General features: G+C 61.2%; 14 protein-coding genes. 10 read left to right on the plus strand and 4 right to left on the minus strand.

The features are described 5' to 3' along the window. Positions 1–45: 45 nt before the first annotated feature. Together ybbP and ybbA are read right to left on the minus strand one after the other, a co-directional pair. On the minus strand, positions 46–2,478 hold the full coding sequence (gene ybbP, locus AC2CGQ_RS19615; RefSeq protein WP_172574531.1) for a putative ABC transporter permease subunit YbbP: 2,433 nt from the start codon (positions 2,476–2,478) through the stop codon (positions 46–48). Beyond that, positions 2,475–3,161: a putative ABC transporter ATP-binding protein YbbA gene (gene ybbA / locus AC2CGQ_RS19620; protein ID WP_004940192.1), complete on the minus strand. Its 687-nt coding sequence runs from the start codon at positions 3,159–3,161 to the stop codon at positions 2,475–2,477. Before ybbA ends, ybbP begins: the two co-directional genes overlap by 4 nt. Between ybbA and tesA the strand changes: the two genes are divergently transcribed. From tesA to AC2CGQ_RS19635, 3 genes are all read left to right on the plus strand, one after another. Further along, positions 3,132–3,770, plus strand: a complete 639-nt coding sequence (gene tesA / locus AC2CGQ_RS19625; RefSeq protein WP_172575143.1) for a multifunctional acyl-CoA thioesterase I/protease I/lysophospholipase L1 — start codon at positions 3,132–3,134, stop codon at positions 3,768–3,770. The genes ybbA and tesA overlap by 30 nt on opposite strands. A 26-nt stretch (positions 3,771–3,796) precedes the next feature. After that, positions 3,797–4,573, plus strand: coding sequence for an SDR family oxidoreductase (locus AC2CGQ_RS19630; RefSeq protein ID WP_004940195.1), 777 nt, complete (start codon positions 3,797–3,799; stop codon positions 4,571–4,573). A 77-nt stretch (positions 4,574–4,650) separates the two neighbouring features. Further along, positions 4,651–5,505, plus strand: a complete 855-nt coding sequence (locus AC2CGQ_RS19635; RefSeq protein ID WP_076740492.1) for a co-chaperone YbbN — start codon at positions 4,651–4,653, stop codon at positions 5,503–5,505. 125 nt (positions 5,506–5,630) lie between these two features. Here AC2CGQ_RS19635 and cfa read toward each other — a convergent pair whose 3' ends face one another. Next, positions 5,631–6,782, minus strand: a complete 1,152-nt coding sequence (gene cfa / locus AC2CGQ_RS19640) for a cyclopropane fatty acyl phospholipid synthase (RefSeq protein ID WP_015376906.1) — start codon at positions 6,780–6,782, stop codon at positions 5,631–5,633. Positions 6,783–7,107: 325 nt separating this feature from the next. On the opposite strand from cfa, the gene AC2CGQ_RS19645 reads away from it, so the two are divergent. Continuing rightward, positions 7,108–8,013: an SPFH domain-containing protein gene (locus tag AC2CGQ_RS19645; RefSeq protein ID WP_004940203.1), complete on the plus strand. Its 906-nt coding sequence runs from the start codon at positions 7,108–7,110 to the stop codon at positions 8,011–8,013. Positions 8,014–8,015: 2 nt separating this feature from the next. Next, a complete protein-coding gene (locus AC2CGQ_RS19650; RefSeq protein ID WP_015376889.1) occupies positions 8,016–8,477 on the plus strand; it encodes an NfeD family protein in 462 nt (153 codons plus the stop codon). Here the strand turns inward: AC2CGQ_RS19650 and cueR are convergent. Beyond that, positions 8,474–8,875: a Cu(I)-responsive transcriptional regulator gene (gene cueR, locus AC2CGQ_RS19655; RefSeq protein ID WP_015376888.1), complete on the minus strand. Its 402-nt coding sequence runs from the start codon at positions 8,873–8,875 to the stop codon at positions 8,474–8,476. The two genes, AC2CGQ_RS19650 and cueR, sit on opposite strands and share 4 nt — an antisense overlap. A 406-nt stretch (positions 8,876–9,281) precedes the next feature. Between cueR and pigA the strand changes: the two genes are divergently transcribed. The 5 genes from pigA (at position 9,282) to pigE (ending at position 20,446) form a co-directional block, all read left to right on the plus strand. Then, positions 9,282–10,439: a prodigiosin MBC biosynthesis dehydrogenase PigA gene (gene pigA / locus AC2CGQ_RS19660; RefSeq protein WP_015376887.1), complete on the plus strand. Its 1,158-nt coding sequence runs from the start codon at positions 9,282–9,284 to the stop codon at positions 10,437–10,439. Further along, a complete protein-coding gene (gene pigB, locus AC2CGQ_RS19665; RefSeq protein ID WP_230857975.1) occupies positions 10,436–12,451 on the plus strand; it encodes a prodigiosin MAP biosynthesis oxidoreductase PigB in 2,016 nt (671 codons plus the stop codon). Before pigA ends, pigB begins: the two co-directional genes overlap by 4 nt. Then, entirely contained in the window at positions 12,448–15,114 is a 2,667-nt protein-coding gene (gene pigC, locus AC2CGQ_RS19670; RefSeq protein ID WP_484593828.1) for a prodigiosin ligase PigC, read from the plus strand. The genes pigB and pigC overlap by 4 nt, the downstream gene beginning before the upstream one ends. A 170-nt stretch (positions 15,115–15,284) precedes the next feature. Continuing rightward, entirely contained in the window at positions 15,285–17,888 is a 2,604-nt protein-coding gene (pigD, locus tag AC2CGQ_RS19675) for a prodigiosin MAP biosynthesis protein PigD (RefSeq protein ID WP_021504653.1), read from the plus strand. Beyond that, the gene (pigE, locus tag AC2CGQ_RS19680) at positions 17,885–20,446 is read left to right on the plus strand and encodes a prodigiosin MAP biosynthesis aminotransferase PigE (RefSeq protein ID WP_172574529.1); all 2,562 of its coding nucleotides are present in this window, start codon (positions 17,885–17,887) and stop codon (positions 20,444–20,446) included. Before pigD ends, pigE begins: the two co-directional genes overlap by 4 nt.

Raw genomic sequence — 20,446 nt, forward strand, 5'->3', positions numbered from 1 at the left:
GGTTAGCCTTAAGCTAACCCCTTTTTTCATCGAGCTAAGCCAACATCACCCCTCATAACTGCGGAACAGCGCCTTGCCGCGCAGCAGGCGCACGCCCAGCCAGCCGCCGCACAGCGACAGCAGCAGCGCGCTGGCCAGCGGCAGCGCCCACCACAGCACCGGCGTCGGCGTCCACGGGAAGTCAAACACCCGGCTCTGCAGCAGCCACAGCGCCGCCTCGGCGCCCACCGCAGCCGCGATGCCCGCCACCAGCCCCAGCAGGGCGAACTCGCACCACAGCGTGCGGCGCAGCAGCCGTTTGCCGGCCCCCAGCGTACGGTACACCACCAGCTCCTGACGGCGCTGACGCATGCCGACCTGCACCTGCGCCAGCAGCAATAGGCCGCCACACAGCACCACCAGCACCACCATCACCTCCAGCGCGCGGCTGACCTGCTGCAGCACGCCGCCCACCTGTTTCAGGATCGCGCCGATGTCCAGCAGACTGAGCGTCGGGAACTGACGGTTGAGCTGGGTCAGCATCTGGCCGTCGCCGTCGTAGCGGAAGCTGGTGAGCCAGGTCTGCGGCTGGCCGTCCAATGCGCCCGGCGGGAAGATAAAGTAAAAGTTCGGCTTCAGGCTTTCCCAATCCACCTGGCGCAGGCTGGTGACTTTGGCGCTGAACGCCTGGGTATCGCCGCTGAAGGTCAGCGTGTCGCCCAGCTTGATCTTCAGCCGCCCGGCGATGCCTTCATCCATTGAAACCTCACCGGTTTTCGGCGGCCAATTGCCCGCCACCAGCGGATTGTGATCCGGCAGTTCAGCCAGCCAGGTCAGGTTCAGCTCACGGTTCACCGCCTCGCCGCCCGGATCGTCTTCATGCACCCGCTCGGTCGCCACCTGCTGGTTTATCTCGGTCAGGCGCACCCGGACGATCGGGTAATAGGTTTCCGGCTTGATCTGGTGCTGCTGCAGGAAGGTTTTCACCTGCGGCACCTGCGCCTCGGTCATGTTGAGCAGGAAATAGTTCGGGCTGTCCGGCGGCAGCTGTTGCTGCCAGCGTTCGAGCAGATCGCCGCGCAGCACCAGCAACAGCGCCAACAGCATGAACGACAGCGAGAACGCCGCCAGCTGGCTGATGGTCACCCACGGCTGGTGCAGCAGGCGGTTGACCGCCAGCCGCAGCGCCAGGCTCTTGAGCGTGATGCGGCGCAGCAACAGCAGGCTGCCCCAGCCGATGCCGCCCAGCAGCAGCGCCAGCACCGCTATGCCAGCCAGGATCGCCCACAGCAGCGTGCTGGCCCCCATCAGCGCCACCAACAGCGCCACCACGATCGCCGCCGTCACCGGCAAGAAGTAGCGCAGCGGCCAGACGTTGGCCGTCACGTCGCGGCGCAGCACCCGCAGCGGCTGGGTGGCCAGCAGCTGGCGATACGGCCGCAGCCCGACCAGCAGCGAAATCAGCACCAGCGCGCCGAGCGCCCACAGCCACGGCCAGGCGCCGGCGGCAGGCAACGCAGCCGGTAATACCGGCTTCAGCAGGCGGATCAGCAACGCTTCAAACGCCAGCCCGATCGCTCCGCCGCACGCCGCCGCCAGCGCCATCACCGCCAGCCACTGGCCGACGATCAATTTACGCAGCGCGCCACGCCCGGCGCCAAGGGTTTTCAGCACCGCGATCAGATCGTAACGGCTGCGGCAATAGTGGCTCATCGCCACCGCCACGGCGGCGATCGACAACAGCAGCGTCAGCAGCGCCGACAGCAGCAGGAACTGTTGGGAGCGCTGCAGCGACTTGCCGAGCGCGCTGCCGGATTCCTGCAGCCCGAACCAGCGCTGATCCGGCGTCAACTGCGGCGCCAGCCGTTCCTCGTAACGCTGAATATCCGGCTCGGCGCCGGCGAACATATAACGGTAGGTCAGGCGACTGCCCGGCTGCACCGCGCCGGTCTTATCGACGTCGGCCAGGTTGATCATGATGCGCGGCGCGGTCTGGAACGGATTGAAGCCGGCGTCCGGCTCCTGAATGATTTCACCGGCGATGCGCAGCGTGGTGTCGCCCACCTCGAGCGAATCCCCGACTTTCACGTTCAGCAGCGCCAGCAAGCGCGGCGCCACCAGCACGCTGCCCGGTTCAGGCTTGATGTTGGCCGGGCGCGTTTCCAGCTTGCCGTACAGCGGATAGACCAGATCGGTGGCTTTCACGTCCGCCAGCTGCGGCCGATCGCCGGCATAGGTCATGGTGGTGAACGACAGCTGGCGGCTCACCTTCAGCCCCTGCTGCTGCGCGTCCAGCAACCAGCCTTCCGGCACCGGATGCGCGCTGCGCAGCACCCGATCGCCGGCGATAAAGTCGCGGCTCTGCTGGCTGAGTCCTTTGTCCATGCGATCGCTGATGCTGCCCAGCGCCAGCACGCAGGCCACGGAGAGCGTCAACGCCAGCCACACGATCAGCAGCGACGGCGAGCGCCATTCGCGCCAGAACCAGCGCCAGATCATGCTTCCTCCCACAGCTTGCCTTCGCGCAGCCGCAGCCGCCGCTGGCAGCGCGCCGCCAGGGTTTCGTCGTGGGTCACCAGGATCAGGGTGGTGTCGAAATCGCGGTTGAGAGAGAACAGCAAATCGGCGATGCGATCGCCGGTTTGACGATCGAGGTTACCGGTCGGCTCATCGGCGAACAGCACCCGCGGCCGGCCGCTGAAGGCGCGCGCCAGCGCCACGCGCTGCTGCTCGCCACCGGACAGCTGCGCCGGCAGGTGATCGAGCCGCTTGCCCAGCCCCAACTGCTCGAGCAGCTGCACCGCCTGCTCGCGGCTCTGCCTGTCGCTCTCGCCGCGCAGCAGCGCCGGCAGCTGCACGTTCTCCAGCGCGTTCAGCGTCGGCACCAGCATGAACGACTGAAACACGAAGCCGACATTTCTGGCGCGCAACGCGGCACGCCCCTCTTCGTCCAGCGCGGTCAGCGACTCGCCCAGCAAACGCACTTCGCCTTCGCTGCCGTCATCCAGCCCGGCCAATATGCCCAGTAAGGTCGACTTGCCCGAGCCGGATTCCCCGATCAGGGCGATCGTCTGCGCGGGTTTGACAAGCAGCTCGACTCCGGTAAGGATGGTGAGCTGATGCTCACCCTGACCAACGTGTTTACTAAGATGATGAACTTCAAGAACGTTTTCCGCTGGCATCTTCCCTTCCTTTTGCTGTTGGGATTTTTCAGTTTACGCGCTGCCGCCGCCGATACCTTATTGATTTTAGGCGACAGTTTAAGCGCCGGTTACCGCCTGCCGATCGAGCGGGCGTGGCCGACGCTGTTGGCCGAACAGTGGCAGAAAAAACCGGGCGCGCCGCAGCTGGTCAACGCCAGCATCAGCGGCGACACCGTCGCGCAGGGGCTGGCGCGTCTGCCCGCGCTGCTGAAACAGCATCAGCCGCGCTGGGTGCTGATCGAGCTGGGCGCCAACGACGGCCTGCGCGGCTTCCCGGCGCAGGACGTACAGCGCGATCTCGGCCAAATCATCACGTTGGTGCAGCAGGCCGGCGCGCAGCCGCTGCTGATGCAGATCCGCATCCCGCCTAACTACGGCCGCCGCTACACCGAGGCGTTCAGCGCCGTCTACCCGGCGCTGGCCAAGCAGTTCAACATTCCGCTGCTGCCGTTCTATATGGAACAGGTGGTGGTGAAGCCGGAATGGATGCAGGATGACGGATTGCACCCCAATGGGGACGCTCAGCCGTTTATCGCCACCTGGATGGCGGAGCGCCTGGAACCGCTAGTAAAGCATGAGTCTCACTAAATTAGGGTCGTACACTAGGTAAAGTTATGCAAAAAGCGGTATTAATAACCGGCTGTTCGAGCGGGATTGGATTGATTGCGGCGCAGGATCTGCGCAACCGCGGCTACCGGGTACTGGCCGCCTGCCGTAAGCCGCAGGACGTGGAAAACATGCGCCAGCTCGGGCTGGAAGGCATCGAGCTGGATCTGGACGACAGCGCCAGCGTCGAGCGCGCCGCCGCCGAGGTGATCGCGCTGACCGACGGCCGCCTGTACGGCCTGTTCAATAATGGGGGGTTCGGCGTTTACGGCCCGCTCAGCCGCATTTCGCGCAGCCAGCTGGAGCGGCAGTTCGCCACCAACCTGTTCGGCACCCATCAGCTAACCCAGCTGCTGTTGCCGGCGATGTTGCCGCACGGCGAAGGGCGTATTATTCAGACCAGCTCGGTGATGGGCCTGGTCTCCAGCGCCGGGCGCGGCGCTTACGCCGCCAGCAAGTTCGCGCTGGAAGCCTGGTCGGACGCGCTGCGCATGGAGCTGCACGGCAGCGGCATTCAGGTCAGCCTGATCGAACCGGGGCCGATCTCCACCCACTTTAGCCAGAACGTCAACCAGGCGCAGAGCGACAAGCCGGTGCACAACCCCGGCATCGCCAAGCGCCTGACGCTGCCGCCGGAGGCCATCCTGCCCAAACTGCGCCACGCGCTGGAAAGCCCACGCGCCAAACTGCGCTATCCGGTCACCCTGCTGGCGCACGCGATGAGCGTGCTGCGCCGCATTTTGCCGGGCCGCTGTCTGGATTGGCTGCTGCGCAGCAACGCTTAATTCGCCCGACGGGGTTGAAGAATGGCGGCGCGCCCCCATTTACACCCCATGGCTCCGCACGATCAGAGAGAAAAAAGATGCTAGCTCAAGCTGTTGTTGATATTAACGAAACTAACCTGCACCAGACGCTGGAACAATCGATGTCCACACCGGTGCTGTTCTACTTCTGGTCCGAGCGCAGCCAACACTGCCTGCAGCTCACGCCGGTGCTGGACAAGCTGGCGGCGGAATACGCCGGTCAGTTCATTCTGGCCAAGGTGGACTGTGACGCCGAGCAGATGATCGCCTCCCAGTTCGGGCTGCGTTCCATTCCGACGGTCTACCTGTTTAAAGATGGCCAGCCGGTCGACGGCTTCCAGGGCCCGCAGCCGGAAGAAGCGATCCGCGACCTGCTGCAGCGTTTCCTGCCGAAGGAAGAAGATCTGAAACTGGCGCAGGCGCAGGAACTGCTGGCCGCCGGCAACGCCGCCGAAGCGCTGCCGCTGCTGAAAGACGCCTGGCAGAGCAGCCAGCAGCGCAGCGACATTGGCCTGACGCTGGCCGAAACGCAGATCGCCCTCAGCCGCAGCGAAGACGCCGAAGCGGTGCTGGCGACCATCCCGCTGCAGGATCGCGATACGCGCTATCAGGGCCTGGTGGCGCAGATTGAACTGTTGAAGCAGGCAGCGGACACGCCGGAAATCCAACAGCTGCAACAGCAGGTGCAGCAAGAGCCGGACAACGTCGAGCTGGCGGTGCAGCTGGCGCTGCAACTGCATCAGGTCGGGCGTAACGAAGAAGCGCTGGAACTGCTGATGGGGCATCTGAAGAAAGATCTGGCCGCCGCCAACGGCAACGCGCGCAAGACCCTGATGGACATTCTGGCCGCACTCGGCACCGGCGACGCGCTGGCCGCTAAATATCGCCGCCAGCTATACTCCCTGCTGTACTGATATCCGTCATACCTGAAGCTGCATCCAGGCGGCAAACGTGAGAAGCCCTGGGAGCTTAGATAACTAAGTGACCAGGGGATCGAACGTGCAGCCAACAACGATGCGGCGGAAAAGACGAAGGGATATCAACGATAGACCCGCACCCCGCCCTCCACGCCCGCCGGGCTGAACAACACCTGCCACAGCTGAATGTTGCGCGAACGGAACGCGCCGGCGCAGGCGTTCAGGTAATAAGTGAACATGCGCTCGAAGCGCTCGGAATAACCGCCCGCCAATTCCGGCCACGCCCGTTTGAAATTCTCCAGCCAGGCCATCAGCGTGCGATCGTAATCGGCGCCGAAGTTGTGCCAATCCTCCATCACGAAACGCCCTTCGCTGGCCTCGGCGATATGCCGCACCGAAGGCAGGCAGCCGTTGGGGAAGATGTATTTGTCTATCCAGGCGTCGACGTTAAGGTCGGTTTGATTGGAACCGATGGTGTGCAGCAAAAACAGGCCGTCGGGCTTCAGATTGCGTGCCGCGACGCTGAAATAGGTCTCGTAGTTTTTCGGCCCGACGTGCTCGAACATGCCGACCGACACGATGCGATCGAACTGACGATCCAGATCGCGGTAATCCTGCAGCAAGATCTCGACGTCCAGCCCGGCGCAGCGTGCCTGCGCCAGCTTCTGCTGCTCGGCTGAAATGGTCACGCCGTGCACCGAGACGCCGTAGTTTTGCGCCGCAAACTGCGCCAACCCACCCCAGCCACAGCCGATATCCAGCAGCGTCATGCCCGGTTTCAGCTGCAGCTTCTCGCAGATCATCCTGAGCTTGGCCTGCTGCGCCTGCTCCAACGTTTGCGCTTCTTTCCAGTAGCCGCAGGAGTATTGCATGTAAGGATCGAGCATCGCCCGGAACAGGTCGTTGCCGATGTCGTAATGCTCTTTGCCCACCTGCCAGGCGCGCTTGCGCGATTGGCGGTTGAACAGCCGGGCATAGGCGATGCGCGCGATGTCGCTCAGGCTTTTCGGCAGCCGCTCATCGACGCCGGCCTGCAGAATGCGGGTAAACAGCATGTCCAGCCGTTCGCATTCCCACCAGCCGTCCATATAGCTCTCGCCGAAGCCGAGCGAGCCTTCCTGCAAAATGCGTTTGAACAGCGCCGGGTTATGCACCCGGATATCCCAGGCGCGCGGGCCGTTGATGGCGACGCCGGCTTCGGCCAGCATCTCCTCTACAATGCGATACCAGCGGTCTTTCTTCTGGGCGAGTTCATCAACACTGAGCGAATCCATAACAATCCTTGGCCGAAATGTCATTTCAAAAAGCATAGTCGCAAATAAAAATGACAAATTTTTGACGGTAAACACGGGGGTGTTTTTACTCTAGCCAAGGCGAGCAACATCATGAAATGAATAAAAATTATTGAAATCATGCCATTTAGGCATACTTATCTGCCAACTGTGCCAGACTTATTTCAATAACGTTTTTCTCCCTGTTCGGAACAGCGGTTCCGCTTATGGCGGAATCACCAACGCCCTGGATTAAGTCGCGGTATCGGTAGGCATTTTTCCTGCGCTGGCGTAATATCTGTTTACATATGTCTGACAGGAGGTTTGCATGCTTACTTTTATTCCCATCGTGATCGTCGTCGCGCTGATTGTGGTGTTCGCCGGCGTCAAAATTGTGCCGCAGGGGTTCCAATGGACGGTAGAACGCTTCGGCCGCTACACCAAAACGCTGATGCCGGGCCTGAACCTGGTGGTGCCGTTCATGGACCGCATCGGCCGTAAAATCAATATGATGGAGCAGGTTCTGGACATCCCTTCGCAGGAAGTGATTTCCCGCGATAACGCCAACGTGGCCATCGATGCGGTGTGCTTTATCCAGGTGGTCGATCCGGCGCGCGCCGCTTACGAGGTCAGCAACCTCGAACAGGCGATCGTCAACCTCACCATGACCAACTTCCGCACCGTGCTCGGCTCGATGGAGCTGGACGAAATGCTGTCGCAGCGCGACAGCATCAACAGCCGCCTGCTGCACATCGTCGATGAAGCGACCAATCCTTGGGGGGTGAAGATCACCCGTATCGAGATCCGCGACGTGCGCCCACCGGCGGAACTGATCGCCTCGATGAACGCCCAGATGAAGGCCGAGCGAACCAAGCGCGCCGACATCCTGGAGGCGGAAGGGGTGCGCCAGGCGGCCATTCTGCGCGCCGAGGGTGAGAAACAATCGCAGATCCTGAAGGCCGAGGGCGAACGCCAGTCGGCGTTCCTGCAGGCGGAAGCGCGTGAGCGCGCCGCCGAGGCCGAGGCGCGCGCCACCCAGCTGGTGTCCGACGCCATCGCCAGCGGCAACATTCAGGCGGTGAACTACTTCGTGGCGCAGAAATACACCGACGCGCTGCAGAAGATCGGTTCCTCCAACAACAGCAAAGTGGTGATGATGCCGCTGGACGCCAGCAGCCTGCTCGGCTCGATCGGCGGCATTACCGAACTGCTGAAAGAAAGCAAAGGCAAATAATCATGCTCGAACTGATCGCGGCGAATCCGCTGTGGTTCTGGCTCTCCCTCGGGGGCGTGTTGCTGGCGGCGGAAATGCTCGGCGCCGGCGGCTACCTGCTGTGGAGCGGCGTGGCGGCGCTGTTGGTCGGCGCCTTGATCTGGCTGCTGCCGACGCTCACCTGGGAATGGCAAGGCGTGATCTTCGCCGTCCTGACCGTCGTCGTCGCCTACCTGTGGTGGTACTGGCTGCGCCGGCGCCCGGCGGCCGCGTCCGGCGGTTCACCGGTGCTCAACCAGCGCAACCGTCAGCTGATCGGCACCCGCGCCACGCTGACGGAGCCGATGCACAACGGCATGGGGCGCATCAATATCGGCGACAGCAGCTGGCGCGCGCAGGCGGCGGAAGATCTGCCCGCCGGCACCGAAGTGGAAGTGGTGGCGGTGGAAGGGGTCACACTGGTGATCCGCGCCATCAGCCGTTAATTCGAACGACAGCATCCCGCCAGATTATTGATGATGGGGCACTCGGCCCCCTCGTCGCCCGGACATTGTTCCGCCAGCGTCAACAGGCGTTGGCGCATTTCTCCCAGTTCGCTGATGTGCCTTTCGATCTCCGCCACCTTCTGCAGCGTGCGCGCCTTCACGTCGGCGCTGTGGCGGGCCGGATCGTTGAACAACGCCACCAGCTCACGGCACTCGTCCAGGTTGAAGCCCACCTGCCGCGCCTGGCGCAGCAGCGTCAGCTCTTCAACGTGCCTGGCGGAATAATGGCGATAACCGTTATCGCTGCGGATCGGGGCGGTAATCAGCGCTTTCTCTTCGTAAAAACGAATCGTCTTGCTGGTTAACCCGGTCTTTTTCGCGACGTCGCTAATATTCATTTTTTCCTCCGGAATGCTCCTGCTCACCTTCTATCTTAAGACGCTTTCCGCCACTCACCAAGCCTCAACGCCCTACCGTCGATAGCGATGAGAAACCGATAGCCACAGCCAAAAGATAGATACTTCACCTGCAAAGTATTCATCAAAAAACAATAGACAATCTAACCTATTAAAATTTGATCAAATTAAGATTTTTATTATATGTAAATTTTTGTGTATAAATAACACAAAATAAAACACAATTAAAACAACAAAATAAAAACACAAATTAACAAAATTGTAATAATAGACCACACAAATAAACATTTATTTACATTTGCCATTACTGCGCCTGTTTGAGTTTTGGCCACCTCCAAACTAGAAATATTAGCTAATTTAATCTCTCAACCCGATGGCGGAGTTCGTCATGGATTTTAACTTATCAAGCGAGCAGCAGGCTCTAAGCGAATCCGCTCAGCGTTTTGCCCGCGAGGTGCTGGATCAGGATGCGCATGATCGGCTTTCACGGCAGGTATTAAGCCTGGATTTGTGGCGACAAGCCGCCGCCTATGGTTTTACCCGAGCCCCCGTGACGACCGCGTTCGGCGGATTGGGCATGAGCGCGCTCGATACTGCGCTGATGATTGAAGCGCTGGGTAAAGGCAGCCGCGATATCGGCATGTCCTTTTCGCTCTGCGCCCATCTGTGCGCCTGCGTGATCCCGCTTTCCCGCTTCGGTTCCGAAGCATTAAAAGCGCAGTATCTCGAAGCGTTGGCGGCCGGAAAACTGATCGCGGCGAATGCGGCGACGGAGCCGGACGCCGGTTCCGATATTTATGCCATGAAATCAACCGCTCAACCCTGTGAAGGCGGCTACCGGCTCAACGGAAACAAAATTTTCATCACCAACGCGCCGATTGCCGACATCTTCATCGTCTATGCGAAAACCCATCCCGAACATGGCTTTATGGGCGTGTCCGCATTTGTGCTCGAGAAAGGGATGCCAGGCTTAAACGTAGGCGCCGTCAGCCCGAAAGATTGCCTCTCCAACTGCCCGTGGAGCGAACTGACCTTCAACGACGTCTTCATTCCAGAGGCCCAACGGCTCGGCATGCCGGGCGCCGGCGGCGCCATCTTCCACGATTCAATGATCTGGGAAAAAGGCTGCCTGTCGGCTCTGTTTATCGGCGCAATGGAGCGCGTGTTCGACAGCGCGCTGGACTATGCCAAACAACGCCGACAATTCGGCAAAGCGATTGGCCAATTTCAGTCCGTCTCCAACCGCATCATCGAGATGAAACTGCGTCTGGAACAGTGTCGGCTAATGCTCTACCGCGCCTGTTGGAAACACGATCGGGGCCAGGATGCCGAGATCGACATCGCCATGAGCAAACTGTTGATTTCCGAATATGCCGTGCAGTCCGCGCTGGACGCGATTCAAATCTTCGGCGGAGCCGGCATGGATCAAGAACTCGGTCTGGTGCGCCACTTGCTGAACGTGATCCCCAGCCGGATCTTCTCCGGCACCAACGAGATACAAAAAGAAATTGTCGCCCGCAAGCTGGGTCTGCGGGGAGGCGCATGATGATCGTTCAACGCGTTTTTGCCGTGCTCTATATGTTGGCCGGCCTGGCGAAAGCCTTCCCTCAGTTGGAAAACGTCGCCGATATTCTGCAGCAGGCGGCCGTGGCGAACCAGGGCACCTGGTACGCCGGGGCGACGGCTTGGCTGGCGGCGCAGGGTACAGCGGTTAACGCGCTGATCGGCGTGGCGCTGTTTGCCTCCGGTGCGGTCTTGATGTTCAACCCGCGTTGGACGACATTGATCATCTACTGCCAGCTGCTGATGATGGCGGGATTTGTCACGATCCTGCACCGCGCCCAGCCGCAGGTCATATTGCTCGATGCGATTTTCGCGCTGGCGGCGCTGTACATGCTGCGGCAGCAACACCACCGCAAACCCAAGCCACGCACGTTCCCCACGCGCGACTTTTCCACGCCCACGCCGGCGTCAGCCGGCTCGGTAACCCCCACGCTGGACGGCGAGTATGACGTGGTGATCATCGGCGGCGGCGTCTCCGGTTTGGCCGCGGCCAGCGAACTGACCGAACGCCGGGTTCTGGTGCTGGAAAAAAGCGCTTCCTTTGGCGGCAACGCGCGCTACCGCGCGGTGAATCGCCTGAAGTTTCCCATCGCCGGCGTCTGCTTCCAGGAGCCATTGCCGGGTTCGTTCATGTTGCAACTGCTGAAGAAAATCGGTCTGAGCGGCGCCTACAAGTCCAATGAAAAGGACACGCTGGTGTTTTTCGATACCTTCTTGCTGCTCCGATGCCTGGGTGAAGTCGTCGTTGGTTTTCTCAAACAGCCGGTCTACCTGCTGAAACCCGCCGTCTGGCGCCTGACGGGACAACTATTCCTGCATGCCTTGATCGGTAAACCTTATGTTATCGCGGCAAAACAGCTGGGCGATCCGATCTTTGCCGATCTGTACGCCTTCCTCGATACCTTCTCGCCGCGCGGCGAGCGGTACCCCAGCCTGCCCTGGACGCCGCAGAGCGCCTGGAGCAAGGCGAATATGGCGCTGCTCGACACTATCCCGCTGTACACTTATCTGTTCGAACCGCACAAACTGGATCAGATCCCGGCGGATCTGCGGCCACCGAGAAAATTCGGCAAGCTGGTAGAGAATGCCGTCAGCACCACGCTGCGCGTGGAATGTCTCGATATTCGCGAAGTCTCCGCCTATGTCGGATTGCACTTCCTGGTGGGGTATTTACGCGGCAATCTGGTCACGCTGCCGGGCGGTAACGGCAGCATCAGCGCCGGTCTGCTCGACTATCTTGAGGAGCAAAACAACGTCAGGCTGCAAAGCCGCGTACAGCTTCAAAGCATCACGCCCGGCGGCGACGAAACGGTGATCCGGTTCAGCGTCAATGGCGCGGCCAGCGAAATCAGAGCCAAACAAGTGATCTGGGCAGCCCCCAAAACGCATGTGCCCACCTGGTTACCCACCCTGCCCAAAGAGCAATTGGCGGCGATCCGTCAGATCCGCCATGAAGATTACTACCTGGCGAACGTGCTGTTGAAAAAGCCGATCCTCGAACACTCGTTCGGCGGCTATCTGATCGAGCCGGAAAACACCCGCACACCTTACTATTGGAGCAAAGCCGGCACCTGCCTGATCGCCAATTGGATGGACAATCACCTCAGCGCGGAAACCGGGGTATTAACCCTGCTCAAACCGACCACTCGCCCAGAGCGGCAAGGTCGCACCGCGCAGAACGAGTTCCCGGCGCTGCAGCAACAGACCTATGTCGAAATCGCCAAAGTGCTGGGCAACATGGGCATTGACGCCGACATCATTGAAGACATTCAAATCTGGTTCTGGCCCGCGGGTCTGGTGACCTCGGTCGCCGGACAACAGGCTCAGGGCGTGTTTCACCAGGCCAGCATGCCGTTTGAGAATATTCACTTCGCCAATCAGGACAGCGTGGGCATCGGTAATATCGAAAGCGCGGTGTTAGCCGGGCTGAACGCCGCCAAAGCGGTGAGAGAACGCCTCGCAATGCCCGTTACGCCTGCGGAGGTGATGTCATGAATCCTACCCTGGTGGTTGAACTTTCCGGCGATAAAACACTGGAACCCCATCGCCTGGGCGGCAAAGCCCATTCGTTGAATCATTTGATTCAGGCGGGCTTGCCGGTGCCGCCGGCGTTTTGCATCACCGCGCAGGCTTACCGGCAGTTTATCGAATTCGCCGTGCCGGGAGCGCTGCTCGACACGGGCGCGCCGGGCAACGTGCGCGATATGATTTTGAGCACCGCCATCCCCGCCCCGCTCGATCTGGCGATCCGTCACGCCTGCAAACAGTTGGGCGACGGCGCCTCGCTCGCCGTGCGCTCTTCGGCGCTGGAAGAAGACGGCCTGACCCACTCTTTCGCCGGGCAATACGACACTTACCTGCACGTGCGCGGGGATGACGAGGTGGTGCGCAAGGTGCAATCCTGCTGGGCGTCGCTCTGGGCGGAACGCGCCGCCCAGTATAGCCGGACATCGGCGGCGCAGAGCGATATCGCCGTCGTCTTGCAAATCATGGTGGATGCAGACGCCGCCGGCGTCATGTTTACCCAAGATCCGCTGACAGGCGATGCCAACCACATCGTCATCGACAGCTGCTGGGGGCTGGGGGAAGGCGTGGTCTCCGGACAGGTCACCACCGACAGCTTCATTTTGGATAAGGCGAGCGGCGAGATCCGCGAGCGGCAAATTCGTCACAAACCGCACTATTGCCAACGCGATCCGCAGGGACGGGTCACGCTGCTGCAAACGCCTGAAGTCAGGCGAGACGCCCCCAGCCTAACCCCGGAACAGCTGCAACAGCTTGCCAGGCTGGCCAGGCAAACGCGGATGATTTACGGCGCGGAACTGGATATCGAATGGGCGGTGAAAGACGATCGCGTGTGGCTCCTGCAGGCGCGGCCGATCACCACGCAGGCCAAACCGGTTCAGATGCTTTACGCCAACCCGTGGGAAAGCGATCCGGCGATCAAGGAACGGGCCTTTTTCTCCCGAATGGACACCGGCGAGATCGTCACCGGCTTGATGACGCCGCTGGGGCTGTCGTTTTGCCAGTTCTACCAAAAGCATATTCATGGCCCGGCGATCAAAACCATGGGGCTGGCGGATATCGGCGATTGGCAGATTTATATGGGGTATTTGCAAGGCTACGTCTATCTGAATATCTCCGGATCGGCCTACATGCTCCGCCAATGCCCGCCCACCCGCGACGAAATGAAGTTCACGACCCGCTACGCCACCGCCGATATCGATTTCAGCGGGTACAAAAACCCCTATGGCCCCGGCGTACAGGGATGGGCCTATCTCAAGAGCGCCTGGCATTGGCTGAAACAGCAGAGGCATAACCTGCGCAGCGCCGGCGCGACCGTCGATGCCATGATCGCCCTGCGCCAGCGCGAGACGCGCCGCTTTCTGGCGCTGGATCTGACCACCATGACGCATCAGGAGCTGGAGCGGGAACTCAGCCGCATCGACGGTCACTTCCTCGACAGCTGCGCCGCCTATATGCCCTTCTTCCTTCAGTCGTTCGCGCTCTACGATGCGCTGGCGCTGACCTGCGAACGTTACCTCAAAGGCCACGGCAACGGATTGCAAAATCGCATCAAGGCGTCGATGAACAACCTGCGCACCATCGAAGTCACGCTGGGCATTCTCAGCCTGGTGGAGACGGTCAATCGTCAACCGGCGTTGAAGGCCGTGTTCGAGCGACACAGCGCACAGGAACTGGTCACCGTCCTGCCCACCGATCCCGAATCGCGCGCCTTCTGGCAAAGCGACTTCAGCGCCTTCCTGTTCGAGTTCGGCGCCCGTGGCCGCCAGGAGTTCGAATTGAGTCTTCCGCGCTGGAACGACGATCCCAGCTACCTGCTGCAAGTGATGAAAATGTATCTGCAACATCCGGTGGATCTGCACACGAAACTGCGGGAAACAGAGCGGCTGCGCCATGAAGACAGCGCGACGCTGCTTAAAGCGATGCCCTGGTTTGGCCGGATGAAGCTGAAGTTCATCACCAAGCTGTATGGCGTGATGGCCGAACGCCGCGAAGCGACCCGGCCAACCTTCGTCACCGAAACCTGGTTCTACCGCCGCATCATGTTGGAAGTGCTGCGGCGCCTGGAGGCGCAAGGCCTGGTCAAACAGGCCGATCTGCCCTATGTGGACTTCGAGCGCTTCCGCGCGTTTATGGCGGGGGAACAGTCGGCGCAGGAGGCGTTCGCCGCCGATCTGATCGAGCGCAATCGCCACCAGCATCTGCTGAACCTGCATGCGGAAGAGCCGCCGATGGCGATCGTCGGGGGGTATCAGCCCAGGATGAAAGCCCCCACGGCGGAAAACGCCGCCGGCATGCTGTCCGGCCTGGCGGCCAGCCCCGGCAAAGTGGTGGCGAAGGCGCGCGTCATCACCGATCTGCTGGCGCAGGCCGGCGAGCTGCAGCCCAACGAAATCCTGGTGGCGCGCTTTACCGACGCCAGCTGGACCCCGCTCTTCGCGCTGGCGGCGGGCATCGTCACCGATATCGGCTCCGCGCTGTCCCACAGCTGCATCGTCGCACGCGAATTCGGCATCCCCGCGGCGGTCAATCTCAAGAACGCCACCCAGCTGATCAACAGCGGCGACACCTTGATTCTCGACGGCGACAGCGGGACGGTCATTATTCAACGCGGAGAACGTGCCGATGGCTAGTCAGCACCACATCCGGCGAAGGTAAACCATCCGCCTGAAAACAGCACAATTCAACGAAGGTGATGCGCGCGGCAACCGCCGCCTGCAGAGACCGTCGCGGGCTTTGTCGTGCCGAATTTGCCCGCCTGGCTGAAGCCGTCACTCCATTTTGGCTGCACAAGGAACTCATCATGACGACCCTGACAGGACAAGCAAGACTCACCAACTCCGCCGCCTACGAGCAAGTGTGGCAAGCGGAGCGCCAGGCCTGCCGCACCGACGCAGATCCCGACACTCTGACGGTCGGCGTGGTGGTGGTGACGCGCAACCCGGCGTTTTTCCAAACCGGGCTCAGCGTACTGAACGATATCCGCGATTATGTTTTCAACCGCGTGCATATCCAGTCCGAGATGCCGCTGAAACTGTTGGATCTGGCGGCGGACTCGCTTTATCAGGCCGCGCGCGAAAAGGCGCTGCACTTTCTCAAAGGCCAAAACAAGGCTATCAACGTTCGCATCATCCAATGCGCCAGCCTGGCCGAAGCCACCGGCAAGATCATCTATACCCATGCGCTGGAACAGCGTCCCGAATTTCATTTGGGCATGCTGTTCTACGATCAGACCACGCCGGCCGGCGTCGATGACAGCATCGAACAGATCGATCGCGATCTGGACGCCTTTTACAGCGCCTTGCAGCGCAGCGGCATTCCCGCGTTTTACACCACCTTCTCCACCGTTGCGTTCATTCGCCAGCTGCGATCGCCCTTCCGCTACCTGCCGCAGCAATACCGCGAAATCGTGCGCAGCGAAGATCCGGCGATCTTCCAAACCGAGCTGTTGTGCCTGTGGATGGACTTCTTCGAGATGAACTACACCAACCGCCGGGTCAAGCCGATCGGCGCGCTGGCGCTGCACAACACGCTGGGTGAGCAGTTGATTCAATTTTTCGAGCGTACCGCCGCCGAACGCTGGCTGGTGTCCTATTACACCGGGTCGATCATCTCCAATCTGATCGGCTATCTGGATCGGCATGCGGAGGCGCGCGGCGCGCTGATCCTGCGCGGCCCTAACGAACACGCCATCGCCTGCGGCGCCATGGCCAACTGGCAGCTGTATCGCATGCCGTTCCTCGGCGTAGTGACCTCCGGAATGATGGATGAATTCAAGGGGACGCTGGCCAACCTCAAGGAAACCGCCGCCCAGGGCATCATCGTCGCGGCGGAAAACCGCGGCAATCAATGGTACAGCTTCCAGGGAACGCTGACGCCGACGGAAGACATGCGTGAAGTGCTCGTCGCCCGCCGCATCCCGTTCGTTTATATCGATGACGTCGAAACGATCGGCACCGGTTTGACGGAAGCCTTCCGCCTTTATCATCAAGGCCAGGGGCCGGTGGTGATTCTGGCGACGCAAAACGTGCTGGAGTCGACCCTGTCGCTGGAGGGCGCCGTCTGCGATCCCTCGCCGATCCCGGTTCTGTCGGCGGACGATCCGCTGCCGATGAGCGAAAGCCTGGCCCAGGCGATAGCGCTGATCAACCGCGGGCCGGAACGGCTGGTGTGGCAGTTGGGCCCGGTCAGCGACGACGAATACGCCCTGATCCATGACATCGCCGACGCCGCCGGCATCGCCCTGGTGGACTCGTTGGCCCATCCAGGCTCGGCGCCGAAATATTATCAGGGTCGGCGCAATCCCCACTACCTGGGCACCCTGGCGATTTACGGCTACAGCCCGCGCGTCTACAACTTCCTGCACACCAACGACAAGCTCAACGCCATGAGCGAGCAGAGCCTGTTTATGATCAAAAGCCGCGTCGCTCAGATCACCACCCCCTTCTCCGACGGCAGGCTGGAGCGCAAGGTTCACCTGGTGCAGCTTACGCACGATGAGCGCCATCTGTCGCCCTATGCCGATCTGCACCTGCACATGAACTGTCTGGCGTTCCTGCGCACGGTGAAAGCGCATCTCGACGTCGATCCGGCATTGCGGGAAAGACGCCGCGCGCTGATCGCCGCCTATCTCGATTCGCCTTCCGACGTGGTCAGCCAGCTTCCCAGTCTGCCCATGTCGGCCAACTACTTCTTCTGCCAGTTGAACCGAGTGATTGAAGAGCTGATCGAAACGGAGGGGTTCGATTTTACCGGCGTATATGACGTCGGCCGGTGCGGCATCTCCGCCGCGCGCAACGTCGCCAAAACGCGCCGCGGCTTTTCCGGCTGGTATGGCCGCGCCCTGATGGGCGACGCTCTGCTGGCCACCGGCTACCTGGCTTACACCAGCCCAAGCCACGTGATGGCGTTTATCGGCGACGGCGCTAAAGGGATCGTACCGGACATCCTGCCGGCTTTTATCGACAACATTCTTACCCATCCACAGTTGCTGAATAAAAGCATCACCGTCTTCTATTTATGCAACGGCGGGCTGTCCGTCATCAATACCTATCAGGAACGCATTCTGTTCAACCGCACCTCACGGCAAATGCGGTTGGTGAACGTCGAACAGCCGGACGTCGAACAAACGGTCAATAACTTCCATATCCAGAGCAAAACGCTTACGCATTTCGACGAAGACGTCATTCGCCAGGCGCTGACCACGCCGCACCGACTCAATCTGTTCTCCGTGGTGCTGGGGCACAACAATGAAGGCGACGGTATCTCGCTGGCCACCGCCAAAGGCTGGCAACGCGATCCGAGCGACCACGACGCCCTGCAGGAGCGCAAAGCCTGGGCGGCCCAACAGCCCGAATCGACCAGCACCGCCTTCGACCAAGATCCTACACAGGAAGCCACCTCATGAAATTCGGATTCATCGCTCATCCCACCTCGCTGGGGTTGAAACGTTACGTCAAAATGCTCGATCTGCTGCAACGCAACTCGACCGAGCAGCACAGCGGCTATACGCGTGAACTGTGGGAACGACAAAACCTGGTTCCCTTTATGAACTTCGCCAGGATCACCTCGGCGACCGGCGCCACTTGCGAAGGGGTGATCAAATACATGCCGCTGGTGGCGGATGAGATGCTGGCCGACGCACGCGGTATCGCCGCCAGGGTGGTCCAAGGCATCGAAGAGCTGGCCGGCGATGGCGCCGAACTGGTCGGTCTCGGCGGTTTTACCTCTATCGTTGGGCGACGCGGCGAAGCCACTGCGGAAAAGTCGCCGGTGCCGGTCACCTCCGGCAACTCGCTGACCACCTACGCCGGCTACAAGGCCTTGATGCAGATCCAGTCCTGGCTGGAAATCCGCCCGGAGGAGGAACCCGTCGCCATCGTCGGCTATCCGGGGTCGATCTGCCTGGCGCTAAGCCGTCTGCTGCTGGCGCACGGTTTCTCTCTCCATTTGCTGCACCGCGCCGGCAACCATGATCGCAGCGAACTGCTCAGCCATTTGCCCGAGGAGTATCACTCGCGCGTTACCCTGACCAGCGATCCCGAAGATCTCTACCCGCGCTGCAAACTGTTTGCCGCCGCGACCTCCGCCGGCGGCGTGATCGACCCCGCCAGACTGCAACCCGGCTCGATCTTCATCGACGTGGCGCTGCCGCGCGATATCGCTTCGGAAACGCGCCCGGCGCGGGATGACATTCTGATCATCGACGGCGGCTGCGTCACCGCCACCGATGCGGTCAAGTTGGGAGGAGAATCGCTCAACGTCACCATCAAGCAACAATTGAACGGCTGCATGGCGGAAACCATTGTGCTGGCGCTGGAAAACCGGCGGGAAAACTTTTCGCTGGGCCGCTATCTGGCGCCGGAAAAAGTGCTGGAGATCGGTGAAATCGCCGAGCGCCACGGGTTCTTCGCCTATCCGCTGGCCTCGTACGGCGAGCGCATCGATCGGCAGAGCGTGACCAATCTCAAGCGCTACTACCACCATGACATCTATGCCGTGGAATCGGCTGATGCGGCGTTGCCCGCATCGCGCCTGGCGTTTATCGACGCGGTCATCGCCCAAACGCCGGCCCGGGAAGACACCCTCGACCGCTATCATCAATACATCAACCCCATGATGGTGGACTTCCTCAAGTTGCAGCGCTGCGACAACGTTTTCCGCAGCGCCGCCGGCACCCAGTTGTATGACGATGCGGGCGAGGCTTTCCTGGACATGGTGGCGGGCTACGGGTGCCTAAACCTGGGCCACAACCCGCAGCCAGTGGTCAACGCGCTGAAAAACTACCTCGACGCTCAAGGCCCCAACTTCATTCAATACATTTCCATTCCCGAACAGACCGCCAAGCTGGCCGAAGTGCTCTGTCGTCTGGCGCCGGGCAACATGGGCCGGGTGTTCTTCAGCAACTCCGGCACCGAAGCCGTCGAGGCCGCGATGAAGATCGCCAAGGCCTCGACGGGCAAGCCGGGCATCGCCTATCTGCGCAACAGTTACCACGGTAAAACGCTGGGTGCGTTGTCCATCACCGGACGAGACAAACACCGCCGCTATTTCACACCGCTGCTGGACGCGATGGTGGAGGTGCCGTTCGGCGATCTCGCCGCGCTGCGGGAAGCGCTGAACCGTGAAGACGTCGGCGCGCTGATGATCGAACCGATCCAGGGCGAAGGCGGCGTGCATATCCCGCCCGCCGGTTACCTGCAGGCGGTGCAGCAGCTCTGCCGCGAGACCGGCGTGCTGCTGATGGTGGACGAAGTGCAAACCGGGCTTGGGCGCACCGGCAAACTTTTCGCCTGCGAATGGGACGGTATCGAGCCGGACGTGCTGATGCTGTCGAAATCCCTGTCCGGCGGCCTGATCCCCATCGGCGCCACGCTGTGCCGAGCCGATCTTTGGCAAAAAGCCTATGGCACGGCGGATCGCTTCCTGGTGCACAGCTCCACCTACGGCGGCGGCAACCTCGCCTCGGTCGTCGCCCTCAGCGCGCTGCGCGAGATCCTGGCGCAGGATTTGGTCGGCCATGCCGAACGGATGGGCGCCTACTTTAAGCAGGCACTGAGCGAGATCGCCGCCCGCTATCCGTTCGTCAGCGAGGTGCGCGGCCGCGGCCTGATGCTGGGGATCCAGTTCGACCAGGCGTTCACCGGCGCGGTCAACGCCTCCGCCCGCGAATTCGCCACCCGGCTGCCGGGCGATTGGCACACCACCTGGAAATTCTTGCCCGATCCGGTGCAAGCCCATCTGCGGGCGGCGATGGATCGCATGGAACAGGCGCTCGGCGAAATGTTCTGCATGAAATTCGTCACCAAGCTGTGCCAGGACCACAAGATCCTGACCTTCATTACCGCCAACAGCTCGACGGTGATCCGTATTCAACCCCCGCTCATCATCAGCAAAGCCGAGATCGACCGTTTCGTCGGCGCCTTTGCCACGGTGTGCGAGGAACTCTCCACCTTTTTAGACTAG

The organism is Serratia sp. DFXYC6, from assembly GCF_057196085.1.

Coding starts and splice junctions, on each gene's coding strand:
- cfa (WP_015376906.1), bottom strand. CDS start 6,782: ATGGATTCGCTCAGTGTTGATGAACTCGCCCAGAAGAAAGACCGCTGG.
- pigA (WP_015376887.1), top strand. CDS start 9,282: ATGGATTTTAACTTATCAAGCGAGCAGCAGGCTCTAAGCGAATCCGCT.
- ybbP (WP_172574531.1), bottom strand. CDS start 2,478: ATGATCTGGCGCTGGTTCTGGCGCGAATGGCGCTCGCCGTCGCTGCTG.
- AC2CGQ_RS19650 (WP_015376889.1), top strand. CDS start 8,016: ATGCTCGAACTGATCGCGGCGAATCCGCTGTGGTTCTGGCTCTCCCTC.
- cueR (WP_015376888.1), bottom strand. CDS start 8,875: ATGAATATTAGCGACGTCGCGAAAAAGACCGGGTTAACCAGCAAGACG.
- AC2CGQ_RS19635 (WP_076740492.1), top strand. CDS start 4,651: ATGCTAGCTCAAGCTGTTGTTGATATTAACGAAACTAACCTGCACCAG.
- pigD (WP_021504653.1), top strand. CDS start 15,285: ATGACGACCCTGACAGGACAAGCAAGACTCACCAACTCCGCCGCCTAC.
- pigE (WP_172574529.1), top strand. CDS start 17,885: ATGAAATTCGGATTCATCGCTCATCCCACCTCGCTGGGGTTGAAACGT.
- AC2CGQ_RS19630 (WP_004940195.1), top strand. CDS start 3,797: ATGCAAAAAGCGGTATTAATAACCGGCTGTTCGAGCGGGATTGGATTG.
- pigB (WP_230857975.1), top strand. CDS start 10,436: ATGATGATCGTTCAACGCGTTTTTGCCGTGCTCTATATGTTGGCCGGC.
- ybbA (WP_004940192.1), bottom strand. CDS start 3,161: ATGCCAGCGGAAAACGTTCTTGAAGTTCATCATCTTAGTAAACACGTT.
- AC2CGQ_RS19645 (WP_004940203.1), top strand. CDS start 7,108: ATGCTTACTTTTATTCCCATCGTGATCGTCGTCGCGCTGATTGTGGTG.
- pigC (WP_484593828.1), top strand. CDS start 12,448: ATGAATCCTACCCTGGTGGTTGAACTTTCCGGCGATAAAACACTGGAA.
- tesA (WP_172575143.1), top strand. CDS start 3,132: ATGAACTTCAAGAACGTTTTCCGCTGGCATCTTCCCTTCCTTTTGCTG.